The organism is Paraburkholderia sediminicola, assembly GCF_046030555.1.
Classification (GTDB): domain Bacteria; phylum Pseudomonadota; class Gammaproteobacteria; order Burkholderiales; family Burkholderiaceae; genus Paraburkholderia; species Paraburkholderia sediminicola_E.
This window is the reverse complement of the sequence record NZ_JAQQCH010000013.1, coordinates 65,656-82,531: the sequence shown is the minus strand read 5'-3', so window position 1 is coordinate 82,531 and position 16,876 is coordinate 65,656. Positions and strand designations below refer to the sequence as shown.

Genomic DNA, 16,876 nt, shown 5'->3' with positions numbered 1-16,876 from the left:
TTTGTGCGCAAAACATGAGTTCCGTTGGACTGATGTTGGAACACTGGCGCCTCCGATCGATGCTCGGAATTGGAATAGCCGATGCCAGAATAACCGCTTCGCGCACTGAGGGACGAGTCACAGGATCGTAAGATTGGGGAGTGTTGAAAACGATCAGTAACATCAGAGCTGTGGCTTGGTCGCGGTGAGGTATGCGGTTCGATCAGCCGTGGCTAACCGGCGCCCTTCGACTTGTGGGCGGAAAACCTGTTCGAAGAACAGTCGCTCTTCCGCTGTGAACTGTTCCGATAGAATGGTGCCGAGCGTAGGAGCCAAAGGGTGGGGCGAAGTGCCCAGTAGTATCTCCCACGAAGCCACCCCGGACGGGCCCACATCTATATGGAATTCCATGTGAACCTCCGTGAAGCCTGCATCGAGCGCGAAACGAACCAGATCCCGCTCGCCGAAGTTTGTGATTGGGTTCGCAGCAATCCTTTCGTCTGTATCGGGGAATTGCGCGGCTTTCCAGCGATGCAAGAGGTGGAAGAACTGGTCCCCGGACTCCTGCGGGAGGGCGTCGACGATTTTCTTCAGAGAAGACGCCTCGAATGCGTCGTCACGCAGAATCGGTTCAGCAATAGAAAGACGGCCACCCGGTCTCAGAATCCGGTGGAATTCCCGCATAGCGGCGATCTTGTCCGGCACATAAGCGAGAACGGCTCGAGTCGTGACGGCGTCGACGGAGGCAGCATCAATGCCTTTAAGTACTTCGGCGGAACCATGGACGAAAGTGCATTGGCCCCGAACGCCGCGTTGAATCGCAAGTGCGTCGGCATGACGAAGCAGAGGCGCCGAAATGTCCGTCAGGTGCACGCGCAGGGACGGACCGACGCGTTCAATGGCACGAAATGCGATCAGACCATCGCCGGCGCCGATGTCCGCCAGCGTCATGCCAGAGACAAGCCTGGCGCCGTCGAGAACGCGATCAGCGTAACGTTGAAGGTCCGTCCGGAGGCTACGCTCCTGATCTGGATCACCGGCATACCGGGTATGCAGAAGCCAATCAGACCACATATCGGTTTCCGTCGTGCAATCGCTGCGATTCATCGCTAGTGGATTCCTTTTAATCCGGACGTTCCGTAAAAGGCAGTGTTACCCGCCGGCCAACGGCGGGGACGCGCAACGGAGCATTCGGACGATATCAAAAGTAACTTGCTGTCGTGTCGCCCGAATCTAGACAAATTACCTTATGCAAGCCTGAAGGAGCGGGCATCGAAGGGAAAATAATTGCACATGACGCCTCAGCTTGACGTCGCAACAAGTTGTGGAGGTCGTACGGGTGGTTCAAAGCAACGAGAGGTTGCGGTGTTGGGCCAATGTCAGTTGATCACATCGTCAGTCCTCGCCGACTTGTCAGCCTCGCACCGCGGCGGTTTTTTTCCTTTCCCGGTGGTTATCTCACCTTTTGCGGCCGTCATCCTTCTTGGATTCAACCGGTCGACGCAATACCCTAAGGCTGCCTGAGCAGTGGGGGTATTGCAAATGAAACGGAGACGGCGGATTTGGAACAAAAATACCACCCACCCCAAAAGACCCATAGTCGGCGCGTTCGTCCCTGAACAACGCTTCGACATTCATTACGCGATTTTGGCAATAGTCGGCGATCGTGCCTCTCGGGCCGGTGAAGCGTCGCGCTGAAGAAACTCAACTCACGCTATCCTTAAGACAACCTTAATACGGTTGCCGAACGTAAAAAATATACCTCTAAAGCCCGCAGATTTTAGGCCGATACATTGACGGCAGTACAGACGTTCTCTAATCGGGAGATTCAAATGTCAGTTCCGTCTATCAATCAAGGGCCGCCCCCAACAGCGGCTCCAGTATCAACCTCCATGTCACGCGCGAAAGGAACGGGGTCACCGGACGCGACGTTGACGTCCGGGAAGCCAGCAGGCTCAGGCACGCCACCCGCTTCCTACCGTGTCAGCATCAGCAGCGCTGGCCGCGCGGCCTTGGCGGAAGCGACCGAAACCTCAGTTCAGACCGCAAAGGAAGCGGGAGCCGGCGATCAACAGGCGAAGCGACTGCTCGCCAGAGAGACAGCGGCGAAAGCAGGCTAATCGATAGCAATATGGACTCCATCAGGCCGCCGCGCGATCTGGCGGTGGCCTGCTTCGCAACGGCTGCTCAGGATTGCCCCTGTTTGGGCATTCACGTTCCTCCAAGGATCTTCTTGCGAATCTGCATTGCTCGTTCAACGGCGGAGTGCAGCATCGCGCGCTCAGCGTGTAAGTGCGCTTGACGTCCCGACGACCTACTCAGCGATTAACGCATAGGCGGACTCTTTCACCTCTTGCGCTTGACTATGAGTGAATTTCAGTAATCACCGAAAAGTCACATCAGGCAAAATGCAAATTTATCAGCGCCTCTTTACCTCGCGCTATTAACTAAAAACACGCCGCTCATTGCATCCCGATAGTGGCCCGGTTCGTTGCAGAACGCGACGTAGCGCCCTTCGCTGAGGGAAAATCTGACCGTGACAGCTTGGCCTGGCAGCAAGTCCTCGACTCCCTGCATCGCCTTGAGCTTATTCTCATCAACCTGCTGGGTCTTCGAATCATAAGGCAACGCATCCTTTTCGCCTTTCCATGGAACGATCATGAACTCATGCTTCATAGTTGACGACTCATTCTTTATTGTGAACTCTACCGGGCCCGCGCCTACGGATGGTGGTGAGAGACTGAGCAACATCTTGCCAGCGGCCGTGTCCGACAATCTCACCGTCACAGAGGGCGGCTCTCCGGCGAACGCTAGTGAGGCGGTAAATCCCAGTCCGAGAGTGGCTAGACTACGGACTAAAGAGTGACGATGCATGTTTTTTCTCCCAAAAGGCAGCGCGATTGAATCCGTTTGCTCGGCCTGCAAGTCGAAAACCGTAACCCGTTATATGCCGGGGAGCCACTGTGGGCGCACAGTCGCACGGAGCGCGACGCAGGATCGCTCACGAACCGGGCGGCTGGCTTTCCAACCAGACGAGTGATTCATTGACTTGCGCTTCGGCTGTTTTTAACCTCAGGACGATCTCCGATTTCTGCGAAGTAGTTAGTGTGTCGCTCAATGCTTAAGTGATGATGAAGAGCCGTCTTCGATGTGTTAAAGCATGGCCTCCCAAATTCGGACGTCGCGTTCAGTGGGGTTGCTGGTCTCCGAGCCGGACATAGTTTCGGCAGAGAAACCCGGAAAGACGACGAAGAGAACCCGACGGATGCACTCAAGCGGCATTCAGGACGAAGGCGCAGCAGTTCGCGGCGCGAGTAGCATCGCCGCACTGGCGAAGCAATTCGATGTCCACCCAAACCAGATGACATAATGGAAGTGGTAACTACAGGAACGCGCTGCCGATGTTTTGGGAGCGGCGCGGGTCACGGAAATGCAGCCGGTCGATCGCAGCCTATCTACGGTGTTGCAGTCAACTCCGCCCGCAATCGAGTTTGTCCGACGCACGCCAGACGAGAACCTATTTCGCGATGCCGCCTGCGATCAAAACGGCAGCGCAAAGACCAGTAGCTTCTACTTTAAATCGCGAAAATTCGGTTCAGACAAAATGGGACCACCCCTCCCGTCGTCACAGTTATTCCCAGACGCACGGAATATCGGAAAGTCTGGATCTGGCCGCAGCATCGCTCTGACAGGCGATCCTACCTCAGTACCTGAAGTACGCTTAAGGTGGTCGCGCCCACGACATGGCAAGCCGCGTGCCTTGGAATGCTTCAGGTTTCCCTCAGATAACTGCGGTAGAGTGAAGCGGATCATTTAGTTATAGCGTCTGTTTTTGATGGTTTATGCCAATCGGTTTGATTAAGTTATGCCGGAGCTCGAACCGAAATGAGAACGATACCGAAGCTCAAGTTGGCAATGTCGTGGCCTAACCTGAAAGCGCCGGAGACCGTGCGTGCTTTCCGTGCGCACTTGATAGCCGCGTGTGCTGCCGCGATGTCGATCCAATTAATTGCATTGACAGCGATTGTGGTATTTGGTGTACCGGAGCATTTTTTTGAGACCGCCATTTTTCGTCTTTCAGCGGCGGCGTTGATACTAAGCATAGTAGGAGCGGTGAGGTACGTCGCCTGGGACGCCTTTGTTTCTGCCGTCGGTCGAAACGATGTGATATTTCATGATGCTCGGCACCGTGTTGTATCGGTTTCCGCAACTTGCCCGCAGCGCCAGTTGGTTATTCTTCACGCTCGATTCGCCGGGTTCGCAGGAGAGACCTTCAGTTAAGGCAGGTCGGTAAACGTCCTGGCGTTGACGGCTGGTGAACAATCCGGGATGAGGGGCAAAGCTCTCAAGCCCGATTGCTTCAAGAGACCTTGCATGCGAGATGATGACGGCGCTTGGTTTTTCTGGGTGGTCGTGAGTAGTTGCTCGAGAGCCGGATGCGACGTCGGTTCTGGTGCATGACGGCAACTGCATATGTAAGCCGGTCCAGAGCGTGCTCAATGCGGAGAAGGCGCGCGCCGAGGATAGACTTGAGCGTCCCCCATCGCGTAAAGCCGGATCGGCCGGCTGCCACGCTCGTCACCGGGTGGCACACCGCAACGTGCACAGGTTGTCGGCGACTGTCTTTGCGCCGAAGTCCTGCTTTTCTCGAAACTGAGATTGATGAAGACTCTTCGCCCCCTCTGGTACCTAGCCGACGCTACACGCGGCGATCCGGAGGGTTGGCCAGCGGATGGCATCCGCTACGAAGATCATCACGCGTGGCTGGAGCGCGCGTGTCAAACCCACCAGCGTCCGCAAGGTCGTGGGCTTGCCGACTCCATTGCGACCGAGCAATGTGGTGATACGCCCCTCCGTGACCGTCAGGCTCACGCCGTGCAGGTTATGGCGCTTGCCGTAGTAGGTATGCAGCCCTTCGGCGATCAGTGCGGCGCTCACGCTGTGTTGCCCAGATAGCTGGTCTGTACGTCCTTATTGGAAGCGATCTCCTCTGGCGAGCCTTCGGCGAGGAGGTTGCCCTGGTCGAGCACCGTGCGTGATTCGATCGGACAGATGGAAGGGACAGCCAGGGTGTGGATTTACGAATTCGAGCATGGCATGGCAAGGCCACGCTCAGACCGAACCCCGGGGATTGCTGCGTGTACTGCGCGTATCGCACCACCAGGTGTTCCCCGATGCTTCGGTCAGGCTCATGCTGCACATGAATTGGATAACGCCGTAACTGGCAGAGCTGGCGGGTCCCACTGTTCCGTTAATTCCTTACAGGTATGAGGCGGGAAAAGCGCGATGCCGAGATTTTGACCGACCCGATTACTGCTGCTTCTGGAAGCAGCAGTAAAGAAACTGCTGGCTGGAGCCAGTGGGCGTGCGGTGGTCTTCAACCGCGCTCGTTAGCAATTCGAACCCGGCACCGATTTCATCAGACAGGCGTTGAACATCGTATCGCCTCACTTCCAGCCCGCTGCATCTGCTTGGACCGGTTGGCCCGAATGTACCAATTACGACGTGGCCGCCAGGCTTGAGCGCTTTCTTCAGCACGCGGATGTATGCGCTTCGTTGTGATGACTCGGTCAGGAAGTGAAAGACGGCACGGTCATGCCACAGGTCGTATCGATGTTCGGGCAGGTCAACCACCGCAATATCGGATTCGACCCACGCTATCTGGTCGGCGAGAGTAGCCAACCGACGTTTTGTCGCATCGAGAGCAACGGCGGACATATCGAGCACCGTCAGGTTTCGATATCCGCGTACAAGTAAATCATCTGCAAGCGTCGATTCACCCCCGCCCACATCAATAATGGCAGCGCTCTGGTCCGGCGCAACTCCGCAAATCAGCTGTAGCGAAGTCTCAAGATGCGGGCGATACCAGCTAATTGCGTCAGATGCCTTGGAGCGATAGACTTCTTCCCAATGCTCTTTGCTGTCCATTCTGCGTTCCCGGTTCCGTACAGTCTGCAGTTCCATGATAGGGGACCTGATGAAGCCCCGCACGACCATTGGCTCAGGCTGAACGCAATATTGTCGTTGCACAGTCAATGCGTATGGCGGTGATGAATGTCGGGGAAGTGCGCGTGCGTGTGAGTAATGGGCACGTGCTGGTGCGGATGCGTGTGTGGCTCATCACTATCCCATTCAAAGTTGTGAGCGTGTTGATGGTGCTCGTCGTGCCTGTGTTGGTGGTTGTGATCCAGAACTTCATGAGTATGGGGGTGTTCATGTCGCTCACGGATATGAAGCCAGATTCCCAGAGCCATGAGTGCCGTCGCTACCCAGAACAGCAGCGACGGCAGTTCTGGCCACAGAATGAGCGAAAGTGCGATCCCGAATATCGGCGCTACTGAAAAATACGCTCCGGTTCGGGCGGTACCGAGGTTGCGCAGTGCAACGACAAAGAGAACCAGACTGACGCCGTAGCCAGCGAAGCCGGTTAGCATGGCGGCAGCCATCTTGCCAACGCCTGGCAGATGCGCCCCCATCAGCAGCGCGATGCCCAGATTCACGGAACCGGCGACCAGCCCTTTCAGGCAGGCAATGACCATGGCGTCGTTAGTTGACACCTTTCGCGTCAGGTTGTTGTCGATAGCCCATGCAACAGAAGCTCCCACAACCAGCAAAGCACCCGCTGGCACGCCAGTTGCGCCGGGTTGCCAGGATAGTGTGACGCCGCCAGCCACTATCGCAACCATACCGAGAAATATCTGCAGGTCGACGTTCTCGCGAAACACGACCCAGGCAATCACCGCGGTAAATACACCTTCGAGATTAAGCAGTAGGGAACTGGTTGCTGCCGGGGTCGTGCTAAGGCCCAGCATCAACAGCGCAGGTCCGGCGACACCGCCCGCTGCAATGGCGCCAAGAAGCCAGGGCAACTCCGAAACCTGAATGCGATTTTCGTTCTGCCGTTCACCCGCCGTGCGGCGAAGGCGCTGAAAAAGAATTCCGATGGCAAGCCCGACTCCGCTGCCCAGGTAGAAAAGACCCGCGACCATAAATGGTGACAGAGAGCCGAGCAGAGTCTTGGCAAGCGGCGTGGTCGCACCGAATAGCGCGGCGGCAAGGAGTGCGGTCAAGGCGGCGTTGTGACGTGCGTGCATGAATTGACGGGTTTCGAGTAGTAGCTTCATAAAGTGTTTCAGGCGCTTTGTAAGATACCGGAAGGCGGATTGGCGGTAATACCCCATCCCCCTATGAAAAGCTATGAAAAAGTATATACTCCCTAGGGGTATATAGGGGGAATGCGATGAGTCACACCGTTCAGGAAAAACAGAAGCTTCTCAACAGGGCTCGCCGTATCAAGGGGCAAGTCGAAGCCATTGAACGGGCGCTGGAAGAAGAGCACGGCTGTTCTGACATCCTGCAGCGAATCACGAGTTGCCGAGGGGCGATGAATGGCCTGCTTGCCGTTGTGCTCGAGGACCACATCAGGAACCACCTTGTCGACGCGGAAAGCGGCGAGGAGCCCGGTGATAGTGCGACCGAACAACTCATCGAGGTTGTTCACAGCTATTTCAAGTGATTAGGGTTGGAAATGAATGATTTCAAAAACGCCGCGTTCGGCGCGGGACATGACCACATCTTTCTTGGAGCTGGTCACGAACAGAACGAGCGAAAGACGTGGGCCGTAATTGCGCTGTGCAGCGCCATGATGCTGATTGAAATCGTCGGCGGCAGCATGTTCGGGTCGCTTGCGCTCGTCGCTGATGGTCTGCACATGTCGACCCATGCGGGTGCCATGCTGATTGCCGCGCTCGCCTACACCTATGCCCGCAAGCACGCCACCGATTCGCGTTTCGTGTTCGGTACGGGCAAGCTGGGCGACCTCGCAGGATTCACAAGTGCCATTGTGCTTGCGATGATTGCGCTGCTGATTGGTTACGAGGCTATCTCGCGTTTCCTGTCACCGGTGCCCATCCACTTCGGCGAAGCGATTCCCATCGCGGTAGTCGGCCTGCTCGTTAACCTGGCAAGCGTATGGCTGCTGAGCGGCGGCCATCACGGACACAGCCATGGTCATAGTCACGGTCATAGCCATGGTCATGACGACCACGCTCACGAAGAAGAGGCGCAGAAGATTTTTGCTCCGTCCGGCGTGTTTGCCGTTTCTATCTTCGAGGATGGCGTGCCCCCCGTTTTTCGCATTACGCCTTCAACAGACAGTTCGCGACTGGACGCGTCGACTGCTTCGGTGACGACGATGCGACCTGACGGCGCGCGCCAGGTCTTTGCATTTGCAGACCGCGACGGCTATCTGGAATCGAGGGAAGACATTCCTGAACCACACGCTTTCAAAGCCATCGTGCGGATGCAGGACGGCGAGCACGAGGTCGAGTTCGAAGAGCACGAGCACGGCCACGACGCGGTTGACGCAACTGCCCGGGACCACAACATCCGCTCCGCCTACATCCACGTGATGGCCGACGCGGCGGTATCCGTGCTGGCAATTATTGGCCTGGTACTGGCGCGTGCGTTTGGCTGGCTCTGGATGGACCCGCTCGCAGGTGTTATCGGAGCACTCGTGATTGCGAACTGGTCCTACGGGTTGATGCGCGACACGGGCGCGATTTTGCTCGACATGAATCCCGACCGACGCATGGCTGAGAATGTGCGTCATGCTATCGAGGACCGGGGCGACAAGGTTGTTGACCTGCACGTATGGCGCGTAGGCCCGGGCCACATGAGCGCCGTAGTGTCGGTTGCTACCAATGAGTCACAGCGGGATTCGCGCTTCTACCATACCGTGCTCGAGCGCTTCAAAGGGCTGTCGCATGTCACCGTTGAAGTGCAACCTGCGCCAGCGTCGGCCTGACGCATGGCAATCAAGTCCCCATGCATTGACGTGTGCGCCTTCGATGGCAAGACCAAATTGTGCGTTGGGTGTTTTCGCACGCTCGACGAGATTCGGGGGTGGAAGAAGATGACGGACCACCGGCGCCATCAGGTCATTAACGACCGGGCGCGGCGACAGGCCAACCTGCAGCGGGAGTCCCCGGAGTTATCTGCCGGGCGAAGAGCGTCGGACAGATAGATGCATCAAGTGGGGCCGCCGCTGCGGCCCCACTTCGCCTGCTTGCTTCTGCAACACATAGCGCGATAGAGGCGCGCCCGTTCATTGGGACCATCTGCCAGCACACACGTCGAGAAACTTCTGCTGCTGCATCATTTCTAGCACGAAACGTAGTCGCCGAAAGGCGCAACCCCGGAGTTGTCCGTCAAACAGAATCGAGGCACGCGCTCGGATTGCTTGACCGGAACTCAGGCATTCAGAGATACCTCAGCGAGCATTCGGATGCGAGCACGCACGCACCTGTTCATCCCGACCGCAACGGATAGGTGCGCCGGTCTTCTCCGCTTCACGCGAGCTGTCCGCGTCACACGACGTTACTTGCCATGCTTAGCCTCCCAGCTTTTCATGTAGGCAATCTCCTCGTTCTGCGCCTTGATGATGTTTCTTGCCAAGCGCTTCATCGCGGGGTCTTTGCCGTATTTCAGCTCGACCTCAGCCATGCTAACCGCGCCCTGATGATGGGGAATCATGTGAGCGACGAAGTCTTTGTCGGTATCTCCCGTGTAGGGGGGAGCACTCATGTTTTTCATCATCTGCTCGCCGCCCTCTTTGAAAGCCTGCGTCGACGGGTTCGAATCACCAGCAGTCGACCCGGACATATTCATGGCAGGCATGGACGCACTCTGCTGCCCATGCGCCGTGAACGACGCGCCCGAGATGGCCACGCCAGCACAGACAGAGATGACATTGAGGAAACGTGGGTATTTCATGCTGAAGCTCCTTACAGGTGAAATCAGTTGGATGGGTCGTGATGATGGTGATGCGCGTCGTCATGTGCAGTGTGATGCCCATGAGCGCCATGTTCGTGCTCACCGCCCTCCATCATGCGCATCATCTCCGGACCGCCGGTCCTGAAAAATACAACCGTCAGGACGATGAAGACTGCACCGAAAACGATGTCGAGCACGGTTGTGTAATTGAGGGTAATAGCTGCGTCGACAACTGCCGTATGCCGTTCCGTCGGGACCCACCCGAGGGACTGGAACAATGCTTCGACCACAAGCGCCGCTGAGACCATCGCAAGATAGAAGGTCACAGCGAGGAACACCGTCATCGGGCCGCCGTAGTACTTTCTGTAAATGTTGAGGATGGGAAGGATGATGAGGTCGCCAAAAATGAAAGAGGCGACACCGCCGAAACTGATGCCGCCGTTCCACAGTACTGCAGCGAGCGGCACGTTTCCAACGGAGCAGGTGAACGACGCAACCGCAATCAGGGGACCGACAAATGCACCCCAAATCATTGCGGCCGTCGGATGACTGACGAGGAAGAATTTCTGCCAGAAGCTGTCCGGCACCCAGGCGCCGAGCGCGCCAGCGATTAGCAACCCAATACCGATGTCGCGCCACAGCATCGCCCAGTTCATCACGTAACTATGGCTGATAGCTATCCATCCCTCTCTGGACGAAAGGTGTTGCTTCCATGTTCCGTGCTGTTCGCCCATCGACATGGCCGCATGACCTTCCATGCTCCCGGCGATACCCTTGTCCGCCTGCTCGATAGCTTCGCTCTTCAGCGAGTCCTTGAGAAAGAACCGGAAGAGCAGCACCAGGACGACAATCATGATGGGGCCACCGATGAACTCAGCGGCGGCGAACTGCCAGGAAATCAGCACCCACATCAGCACGCCGAGTTCAAGCACAAGATTCGTCGCTGCAAACTGGAACGCCATGGCGGCCGTGAAGTCGCCGCCTTTGCGCACAATGGAGCGGGCCATCGCGACGGCTGCATAGGAGCAGGAGGAGGACGCCGCACCGAGCAGGCTAGCGACCGTCAGCGAGCGAGGCGATGCGTCAGGCAGAAGCTTCGACATCTCGGACTTCGAGACCACGACTTCAATCACCGCGGAGAACAGGAAGCCGAGACTCAGTCCCCAGAAAATCTGCCACAACATCGTGAAGGCCATCCACAGCGCATGACCGAGAGCGGTGACAATCTGCATGGCAACCTCCTGTGTGGAAACTCCTACGCCAGCGGCGCGCGGTTATAGAAGTAGATGCCGTGAGGGGACTTTCCGACCTTGATGGTGTTGACGAGCTTCAGCGTTTTCATATCGATGACGCCGACGTAGCGGGTGAACCGGAAGGTCACCCACAGGTATCGCTTGTCGGGCGTCAGCTCCATGTCGTCGGGGCCTGGCAGCAGACCGGTGATGGTCCCAACGTTGGACAGATTGTTCTCATCCAGGATGCTGATGGTGTTGCCGACCCGGTTCGAAACCAGAATGTGCTGGCCGTCGACGAGCGAGCGGAAGTTATGCGCGCCCTTATCCGTATGAATGGTCTTCACGATTTTGCGCGCGCGCCAATCGATGACGGCCACATAGTCAGCGCCGGTCATTCCAATCAGTAGATATTTGTCACCTGGCGTTAGCCAAAGGCCGGCGGGCGCTTTCCCAACCGGCATCTTCCAGAGCACAGTCTGGGTTGCGAGGTCAATCGCGGCAACTTCACCCGAGACCTGCAGCGTGACGAAAACAATTTTGCTGTCAGCAGAAAAAATCATGTGGCTTGGCATCGTCGCCAGTGGCACACGTTTGGCCAGCGTGAAGTTCTTTCCGTCGTAGTGGTAAATGTCCACGCGGTCGAGGCGCAGCCCATTCGTCACAAACCATTTTCGGTCATATGAGAAGCCGAGCTGGTAGGGGTCTTCGATGTCTGCCATCCATCTTTGGACCTTCCCAGTTTTGGGGTCAAGAAAGACGAGATTGTTGGCCACGGAGTTCGCGACAATCAGCGACTGATTGTCCGGCGTTGCCATCAGGTGGTGAGGTTCCTTTCCCACCGGGAACGTATCGACGACTTTCTGCGTCGACTCGTCAATGAGGCTCACGCTCGCGTCGGCAGAATTCAGCACAATCACGTTTTCAGCATGAGCGGGAAGCTGAAACGCGAACATCAACAGTAAGGTGCCAAGAGGGAACCGCATTTCAGCTATCTCCGTGGGACGATGTGATTACGCGTTGACCGTCGGGTGAAATCCCGCTGCCTCAATTACCGCGACCAGACGCTCTGGTGGCAACGCTGAATCGATTTTCACGATTTTGGTGGTGACATCGATGTCGAGCTTCGCTTCCGGGTCGACGTTGGTGACGGCCCGCGTAATCGAGCTTGCGCACCCGCCGCATGACATGTCCTTAACTTCGAATTCCATTTTTTTCCTCCAGTAGCAAATCAGAACCCTTAGCATGGACCTTCCCATCGCGGGAAGGTCAAGAACCATCGTGACATATGTGCTTCTGTTGCCCGCCGTCACAGCCTAGGCAGCGGCAAGGCGTGGGAAGTACAAGGTAAATGTGGTCCGTTCACCATCGCTTATGGCGTCGACTTTGCCACGGTGAAGTTCCATGATGGATTTCACGATAGCAAGGCCGAGACCTGCATTTCTGGCTGAGCCATGCCGCGACGCGTCGACTCGATAGAACCGCTCAAAAATCTTGTCGATGTGCTCAGGCGCGATGGGTCGGCCCTGGTTTGTCACTTCGATGACTGCGTACTTCGGCGATTCGAACGAGGACAGTTCGACGGAGGACCCAGCGAAGGCATAGTCGAGTGCGTTTGATACCAAATTGCTCACGGCGCGCCTAAACAACGTCGCATCGGCGGCTATCCGGGCGTTCCTTTCTACAACGATTTGCACGCCAGCTTCTTCGGCCAGTCCCTGAAAGTAGGACGCGAGCCGGCGCAATTCGCTTTTCGCGTCGAACTCTGCGACTTTGATGAGCCGTTGCGCGTTGTCTGTGCGCGCGAGGAACAGCATGTTTTCAATCATTCGCTGTAGTCGCTCACACTCTTCGATATTGGAGTCGATGAGCGCTTCGTACTCTTCGGTGGTTCGGGTACGTGACAGCGTGACCTGCGATGAACTGATGACGTTGGCGAGAGGCGTGCGCATGTCATGCGCCAGGTCGGACGAAAACTGCGAAAGACGGACGAACGCGCGCTCGAGCCGGTCAAGCATGCGATTGACCGAGAACGCGATATCCTGAAGCTCGATTGGCCCTCCCTCGATGTCGAGCCGTTCGCTCAGATTGTGAGCTTCTATCCGTGAAGTTTGGCGCCCAATGCTTCTAACCGGCGAAAATCCTCGCCGGGCGACCGCGTAGCCCAACGCCCCGACCAGTGCCGCGCCGACGGCCACTGCAAGCCAGATATCTATCCGATAACTTTCCAGCAACGATTGGCGGTCGGCCGCCGCGCGAACGAGTAATACGCGAACCGAATCGCCGGACGGTAACGTTTCATCGGCAAAGACACAGCGGGATGGACCAATGCCAGCCGGCTCACAGGTATACGGTGCGTTCGGAAGTTGGGTAGCTGGCGTAGCCGCCAGGTCGACCGACGGCCTGTCCGAATGCTGAAGCAGGACGGCGCCTTGTCGGTCGAATATGGCGAGATAGACGCCGGGGTGAGATAGCAGCACCTCGTGGAACACGGAGGGCTTATTGCGCACCGCCTGCGCTGAACCGGTATCTCGTGCCAGTTGGAGAAACTGGCTAAGCTTGCCGCTGATTTCGATGTCATCACGCCGTTGCAACTCGGTGGACAGCGCGTTGTACAGGAATGCGCCTGTCAGCGCGAAGACCAGGATGGCGACCGTTGAGAACGCCAGGGTCAATCGTTTGAGCAGGGAATACGAGGACGTACCGGTCGTCACGAGCGGTCCTCGAGCACGTAACCCATGCCTCGAACCGTGTGCAGCAATTTTTTATCAAACGAATTATCAATCTTGGCGCGCACGCGCTTGACGGCAACATCGACCACGTTCGTGTCGCTGTCGAAGTTCATATCCCAGATTTGCGACGTGATGAACGTGCGAGTCAGGACCTCACCTTGTCGCTCCGCGAGCAACTGAAGCAGCGCGAATTCCTGAGCGGTAAGGTCGATGCGGGTCTCACCTCGCCGAACCCTGCGCCTGATGAGGTCCACCTCAAGGTCAGCAATCGTCAGCACGTCGCGAGTGCCACGTGGCGCACGTCTTAGCAGCGAGCGAATGCGCGCCAGAAACTCCGCATAGGCGAACGGTTTTGACAGGTAGTCGTCAGCGCCGAGCTCAAGCCCCTCAACCTTGTCGTCTACCGTGTCTCTGGCCGTCAGTAGCAGTACCGGCGTTTGCTTCTGCGCCCTGAGGCGCTTAAGCACTTCGAAACCGCCAAGTTCCGGAAGCATCACGTCGAGGACGATCAGGTCGAAGTTTTCGTGCAATGCGAGAAAGAGGCCGTCTTTACCGTTATCGGCGATGTCGACCGTGTAGCTGGCTTCCGTCAGTCCCTTGTGCAGGTAAGAAGCCATTTTTGGCTCGTCTTCGACTATCAGTATCCGCATGGGAGAGGTCGGCCTGGTGGTCGTCGCCGGTTATGAACATTAAATCAGTGTACCCAGCGTAGTGCCGGGAAGGTGTATCGAAAATGACGGGGAAATGACAATTTTTTCATCTTCGGCCAACCTGAAAAATTGGTCATTTTCCGGCCACCCCTTCGTCACGTACGCGGCGATAAGGTTCGAGGCGTGTACTCGGCGAGCCACTGCGCCCTTAGAGAGCGCGGGTTACGCAATGACACATTCCTGACCTTACAGTCTTCTTAATCTGCGTGCTAGACTTCGCAACCATGTCGTATTGGCGCAAACTTTTCGTCATCGTGCTGCTGATACTGAGCCTTCCGGTTCAGTCGTTCGCGGCCATCTCCATGAAATGCGAGTCATCGCATTTCGTGGGTGAAATGACGTCCGCGCAACACGCACATGAGCCTGAATCGATTAACGGTCATGATATGCGCGGTATGGCGATGGCTGACGGTACTCACCACAGCCATCAGCATGGAGGCGCGCATCATGCGCACTCTTGCGCGACGTGTGCATCCTGTTGCTTCGGCGTAGCGTTACCTGCCGTTCCTGCAGTGGCAACGCCGGCCGGCACCGCTCACTTTGCTGTTCCACTCCCTCCCTCGGTCAGCGTCGCATCGTTTCTGACTAGCGGCATCGAACGACCTCCCAGAGTCTCTCTCGTCTAGCCCTTCGTCGCGGCCTCAGGCTGCGATATGCAATTTCGCCCTGATGGCCGTATGTCGGCCATCCAGGTGACTGACGACGAGAAGAATCCATGCGAATGTTTATCGCGGCGCTGCTCAGCGCGGCGGCATTGTTGCCGGCGCTCGTGCACGCCACTACCATATCTCCTGACCCGACCGACGCTGCCGCATCGGTGCCGGCGGTCAGCGTGCTATCCGCCTTCGCGGATTACCAGCCATACCGGGACCAAAAGGCGCCTGGCTGGCAGGAGCTCAACCGTTCCGTGACGAGTTCGCCGGGGATGAAAGGGATGGACCACGGCAACATGAGGAGCTGCAGCACCGACGCCAAAAATAACGAACACAGCTCCAGACACGAGGAGCCGGCGAAATGACGCGGCATTTCTTTTCGAGCAACTGCATCCTTGCGGTCGCCAGCGCGATGGTTTTCCTTGCAGGCTGTACGACCTTTTCGAAGGACGGTGGCTTCAATACCGTTTCAACCACCGCCTCTGAGCGTCTTGGGAAAGATGCCGTACTGGTGAGGACCGACGAAGACCGGGACGCGGTTGCAAAGCGCACGCAGGAACTGCTTTCCAGGCCGCTTGGTATGGACGACGCCGTGCAAATCGCTTTGCTGAACAACCGGGGCCTGCAGGCCTCGTACGGCGAACTCGGCATCTCTGAGGCGGACCTCGTGCAAGCGGGACGACTACCCAACCCAGGTTTCATGTTCAGTCGGACGCACGGGAGCAACGACCTGAGCATCAGCCGCACCTTTACGCTCGGGTTATTGAACGTCCTGACGCTGCCTCTGGCGACTCGCGTCGAGAGTCGCCGCTTCGAGCAGACCAGGCTTCTGGCGGCAGACGCGATGCTCAAGGTTGCCGCCGACGCGCGACGGGCCTATGTCGGCGCGGTCGCAACGCAGCAGTCTGCCGCTTACGCGGAACAGGTGAGGGATTCGGCCGAGGCCGGCGCCGAACTCGCGCTCCGGATGCAGCAGGCCGGCAACTTCAGCAAGCTCGACTACGCTCGCGAGCAGGCGTTTTACGCAGACGCGGTGGCGCAACTCGCAAGAACGCGGCAACAGTCTGTGTCCGCGCGCGAAAAGCTTACGCGCACGATGGGCCTGTGGGGTGCCGGGACGCAGTACACGCTTCCCGAACGCCTGCCAGACCTGCCCACGAACGGTCCCGAGCTGAATGACCTCGAGAGCTTCGCGATGCAGAACCGGCTGGATATTCAGACGGCGAAGCTGCAGACGCAGAGTGTCGCAAGCTCGTTGGGTCTCAGCAAGGCGACGCGTTTCATCAACGCGCTGGACGTCGGGTATCAGAACAATTTCACGACCGCCGACGGCCACGAACAGGGCTATGAAATCAGCGTCGAGATTCCCATTTTTAACTGGGGTGGTTCGAAGGTTGCGCGCGCCGAAGCGATTTATATGCAGTCGGTCAACCGCGTCGCCGAGACCGCGATTAACGCGCGCTCAGAGGTTCGGGAATCGTATTCGGCCTACGTGACCGATTACGACGTTGCGAAGCACTATCGCGACGAAGTCGTGCCGATCCGCAAAACCATTTCGGACGAACTGCTGCTTCGCTACAACGGCATGCTCGCGAGCGTGTTCGAGCTGCTGTCCGATTCGCGTGACCAGGTCGGCGCGGTGAACAGCACTATCGACGCGCTGAAGGACTACTGGCTCGCGGAGACCGACCTGCAGCAGGCTGTCGGTGGCCGTCTCCCGCCGCTCGCAATGGCCTCAGCGCCGTCAGCACCCACGACGCAACCGGCGTCGTCTACAGATTCAGAAGGTCAATAAC

19 protein-coding genes are annotated in these 16,876 nt (G+C 57.4%); 7 read left to right on the top strand and 12 right to left on the bottom strand.

Going from position 1 to position 16,876, the window contains the following annotated elements; all coding sequences use genetic code 11:
• Window positions 1-162 precede the first annotated feature (162 nt).
• Both PQQ52_RS19545 and PQQ52_RS19540 read right to left on the bottom strand, forming a co-directional pair.
• Entirely contained in the window at window positions 163-1,086 is a 924-nt protein-coding gene (locus PQQ52_RS19545) for a class I SAM-dependent methyltransferase (RefSeq protein ID WP_408214606.1), read from the bottom strand.
• A gap of 1,323 nt (window positions 1,087-2,409) precedes the next feature.
• Complete coding sequence (locus tag PQQ52_RS19540) at window positions 2,410-2,655, bottom strand: plastocyanin/azurin family copper-binding protein (RefSeq protein ID WP_408214603.1); 246 nt, start codon at window positions 2,653-2,655, stop codon at window positions 2,410-2,412.
• Window positions 2,656-3,864: 1,209 nt separating this feature from the next.
• On the opposite strand from PQQ52_RS19540, the gene PQQ52_RS19535 reads away from it, so the two are divergent.
• Window positions 3,865-4,260, top strand: a complete 396-nt coding sequence (locus PQQ52_RS19535; protein ID WP_408214600.1) for a hypothetical protein — start codon at window positions 3,865-3,867, stop codon at window positions 4,258-4,260.
• Between the two features lie 408 nt (window positions 4,261-4,668).
• Here PQQ52_RS19535 and PQQ52_RS19530 read toward each other — a convergent pair whose 3' ends face one another.
• From PQQ52_RS19530 to PQQ52_RS19515, 4 genes are all read right to left on the bottom strand, one after another.
• A complete protein-coding gene (locus PQQ52_RS19530; protein WP_408214598.1) occupies window positions 4,669-4,917 on the bottom strand; it encodes an ATP-binding cassette domain-containing protein in 249 nt (82 codons plus the stop codon).
• Entirely contained in the window at window positions 4,914-5,009 is a 96-nt protein-coding gene (locus tag PQQ52_RS19525; RefSeq protein ID WP_408214595.1) for an ABC transporter ATP-binding protein C-terminal domain-containing protein, read from the bottom strand. The genes PQQ52_RS19530 and PQQ52_RS19525 overlap by 4 nt, the downstream gene beginning before the upstream one ends.
• A gap of 280 nt (window positions 5,010-5,289) precedes the next feature.
• Window positions 5,290-5,907 (bottom strand): class I SAM-dependent methyltransferase, encoded by a 618-nt coding sequence (locus PQQ52_RS19520; protein WP_408214593.1) that lies wholly within the window; start codon window positions 5,905-5,907, stop codon window positions 5,290-5,292.
• Between the two features lie 104 nt (window positions 5,908-6,011).
• Entirely contained in the window at window positions 6,012-7,073 is a 1,062-nt protein-coding gene (locus tag PQQ52_RS19515) for a DMT family transporter (protein ID WP_408214917.1), read from the bottom strand.
• Between the two features lie 146 nt (window positions 7,074-7,219).
• Here PQQ52_RS19515 and PQQ52_RS19510 point away from each other — a divergent pair, with 146 nt between their 5' ends.
• From PQQ52_RS19510 to PQQ52_RS19500, 3 genes are read left to right on the top strand one after another with little or no spacing between them, the layout of a single operon-like run.
• Window positions 7,220-7,495 carry a metal/formaldehyde-sensitive transcriptional repressor gene (locus tag PQQ52_RS19510; RefSeq protein ID WP_408214590.1) on the top strand — a complete coding sequence of 92 codons (276 nt, stop codon included), beginning with the start codon at window positions 7,220-7,222 and terminating at the stop codon, window positions 7,493-7,495.
• Between the two features lie 12 nt (window positions 7,496-7,507).
• A complete protein-coding gene (gene dmeF / locus PQQ52_RS19505; RefSeq protein WP_408214915.1) occupies window positions 7,508-8,785 on the top strand; it encodes a CDF family Co(II)/Ni(II) efflux transporter DmeF in 1,278 nt (425 codons plus the stop codon).
• Window positions 8,786-8,788: 3 nt separating this feature from the next.
• Window positions 8,789-9,004, top strand: coding sequence for a DUF1289 domain-containing protein (locus PQQ52_RS19500; protein WP_408214588.1), 216 nt, complete (start codon window positions 8,789-8,791; stop codon window positions 9,002-9,004).
• A gap of 353 nt (window positions 9,005-9,357) precedes the next feature.
• Here PQQ52_RS19500 and copM read toward each other — a convergent pair whose 3' ends face one another.
• The 6 genes from copM to PQQ52_RS19470 all read right to left on the bottom strand — a co-directional run bounded on the left by copM (window position 9,358) and on the right by PQQ52_RS19470 (window position 14,367).
• Entirely contained in the window at window positions 9,358-9,753 is a 396-nt protein-coding gene (copM, locus tag PQQ52_RS19495; protein WP_408214585.1) for a CopM family metallochaperone, read from the bottom strand.
• Window positions 9,754-9,776: 23 nt separating this feature from the next.
• A complete protein-coding gene (locus tag PQQ52_RS19490; protein WP_408214583.1) occupies window positions 9,777-10,985 on the bottom strand; it encodes a permease in 1,209 nt (402 codons plus the stop codon).
• 23 nt (window positions 10,986-11,008) lie between these two features.
• Window positions 11,009-11,971, bottom strand: a complete 963-nt coding sequence (locus PQQ52_RS19485; RefSeq protein WP_408214580.1) for a YVTN family beta-propeller repeat protein — start codon at window positions 11,969-11,971, stop codon at window positions 11,009-11,011.
• Between the two features lie 27 nt (window positions 11,972-11,998).
• Complete coding sequence (locus PQQ52_RS19480) at window positions 11,999-12,196, bottom strand: heavy-metal-associated domain-containing protein (RefSeq protein WP_408214577.1); 198 nt, start codon at window positions 12,194-12,196, stop codon at window positions 11,999-12,001.
• 105 nt (window positions 12,197-12,301) lie between these two features.
• Window positions 12,302-13,699, bottom strand: a complete 1,398-nt coding sequence (locus PQQ52_RS19475) for a heavy metal sensor histidine kinase (protein WP_408214574.1) — start codon at window positions 13,697-13,699, stop codon at window positions 12,302-12,304.
• On the bottom strand, window positions 13,696-14,367 hold the full coding sequence (locus PQQ52_RS19470; RefSeq protein ID WP_408214571.1) for a heavy metal response regulator transcription factor: 672 nt from the start codon (window positions 14,365-14,367) through the stop codon (window positions 13,696-13,698). The genes PQQ52_RS19475 and PQQ52_RS19470 overlap by 4 nt, the downstream gene beginning before the upstream one ends.
• Window positions 14,368-14,651: 284 nt before the next feature.
• Here PQQ52_RS19470 and PQQ52_RS19465 point away from each other — a divergent pair, with 284 nt between their 5' ends.
• The 3 genes from PQQ52_RS19465 to PQQ52_RS19455 all read left to right on the top strand — a co-directional run bounded on the left by PQQ52_RS19465 (window position 14,652) and on the right by PQQ52_RS19455 (window position 16,875).
• Entirely contained in the window at window positions 14,652-15,053 is a 402-nt protein-coding gene (locus PQQ52_RS19465; RefSeq protein WP_408214569.1) for a DUF2946 family protein, read from the top strand.
• Window positions 15,054-15,142: 89 nt separating this feature from the next.
• A complete protein-coding gene (locus PQQ52_RS19460; protein WP_408214566.1) occupies window positions 15,143-15,445 on the top strand; it encodes a hypothetical protein in 303 nt (100 codons plus the stop codon).
• Window positions 15,442-16,875, top strand: a complete 1,434-nt coding sequence (locus tag PQQ52_RS19455; protein WP_408214563.1) for a TolC family protein — start codon at window positions 15,442-15,444, stop codon at window positions 16,873-16,875. The genes PQQ52_RS19460 and PQQ52_RS19455 overlap by 4 nt, the downstream gene beginning before the upstream one ends.
• Window position 16,876: the final 1 nt, after the last annotated feature.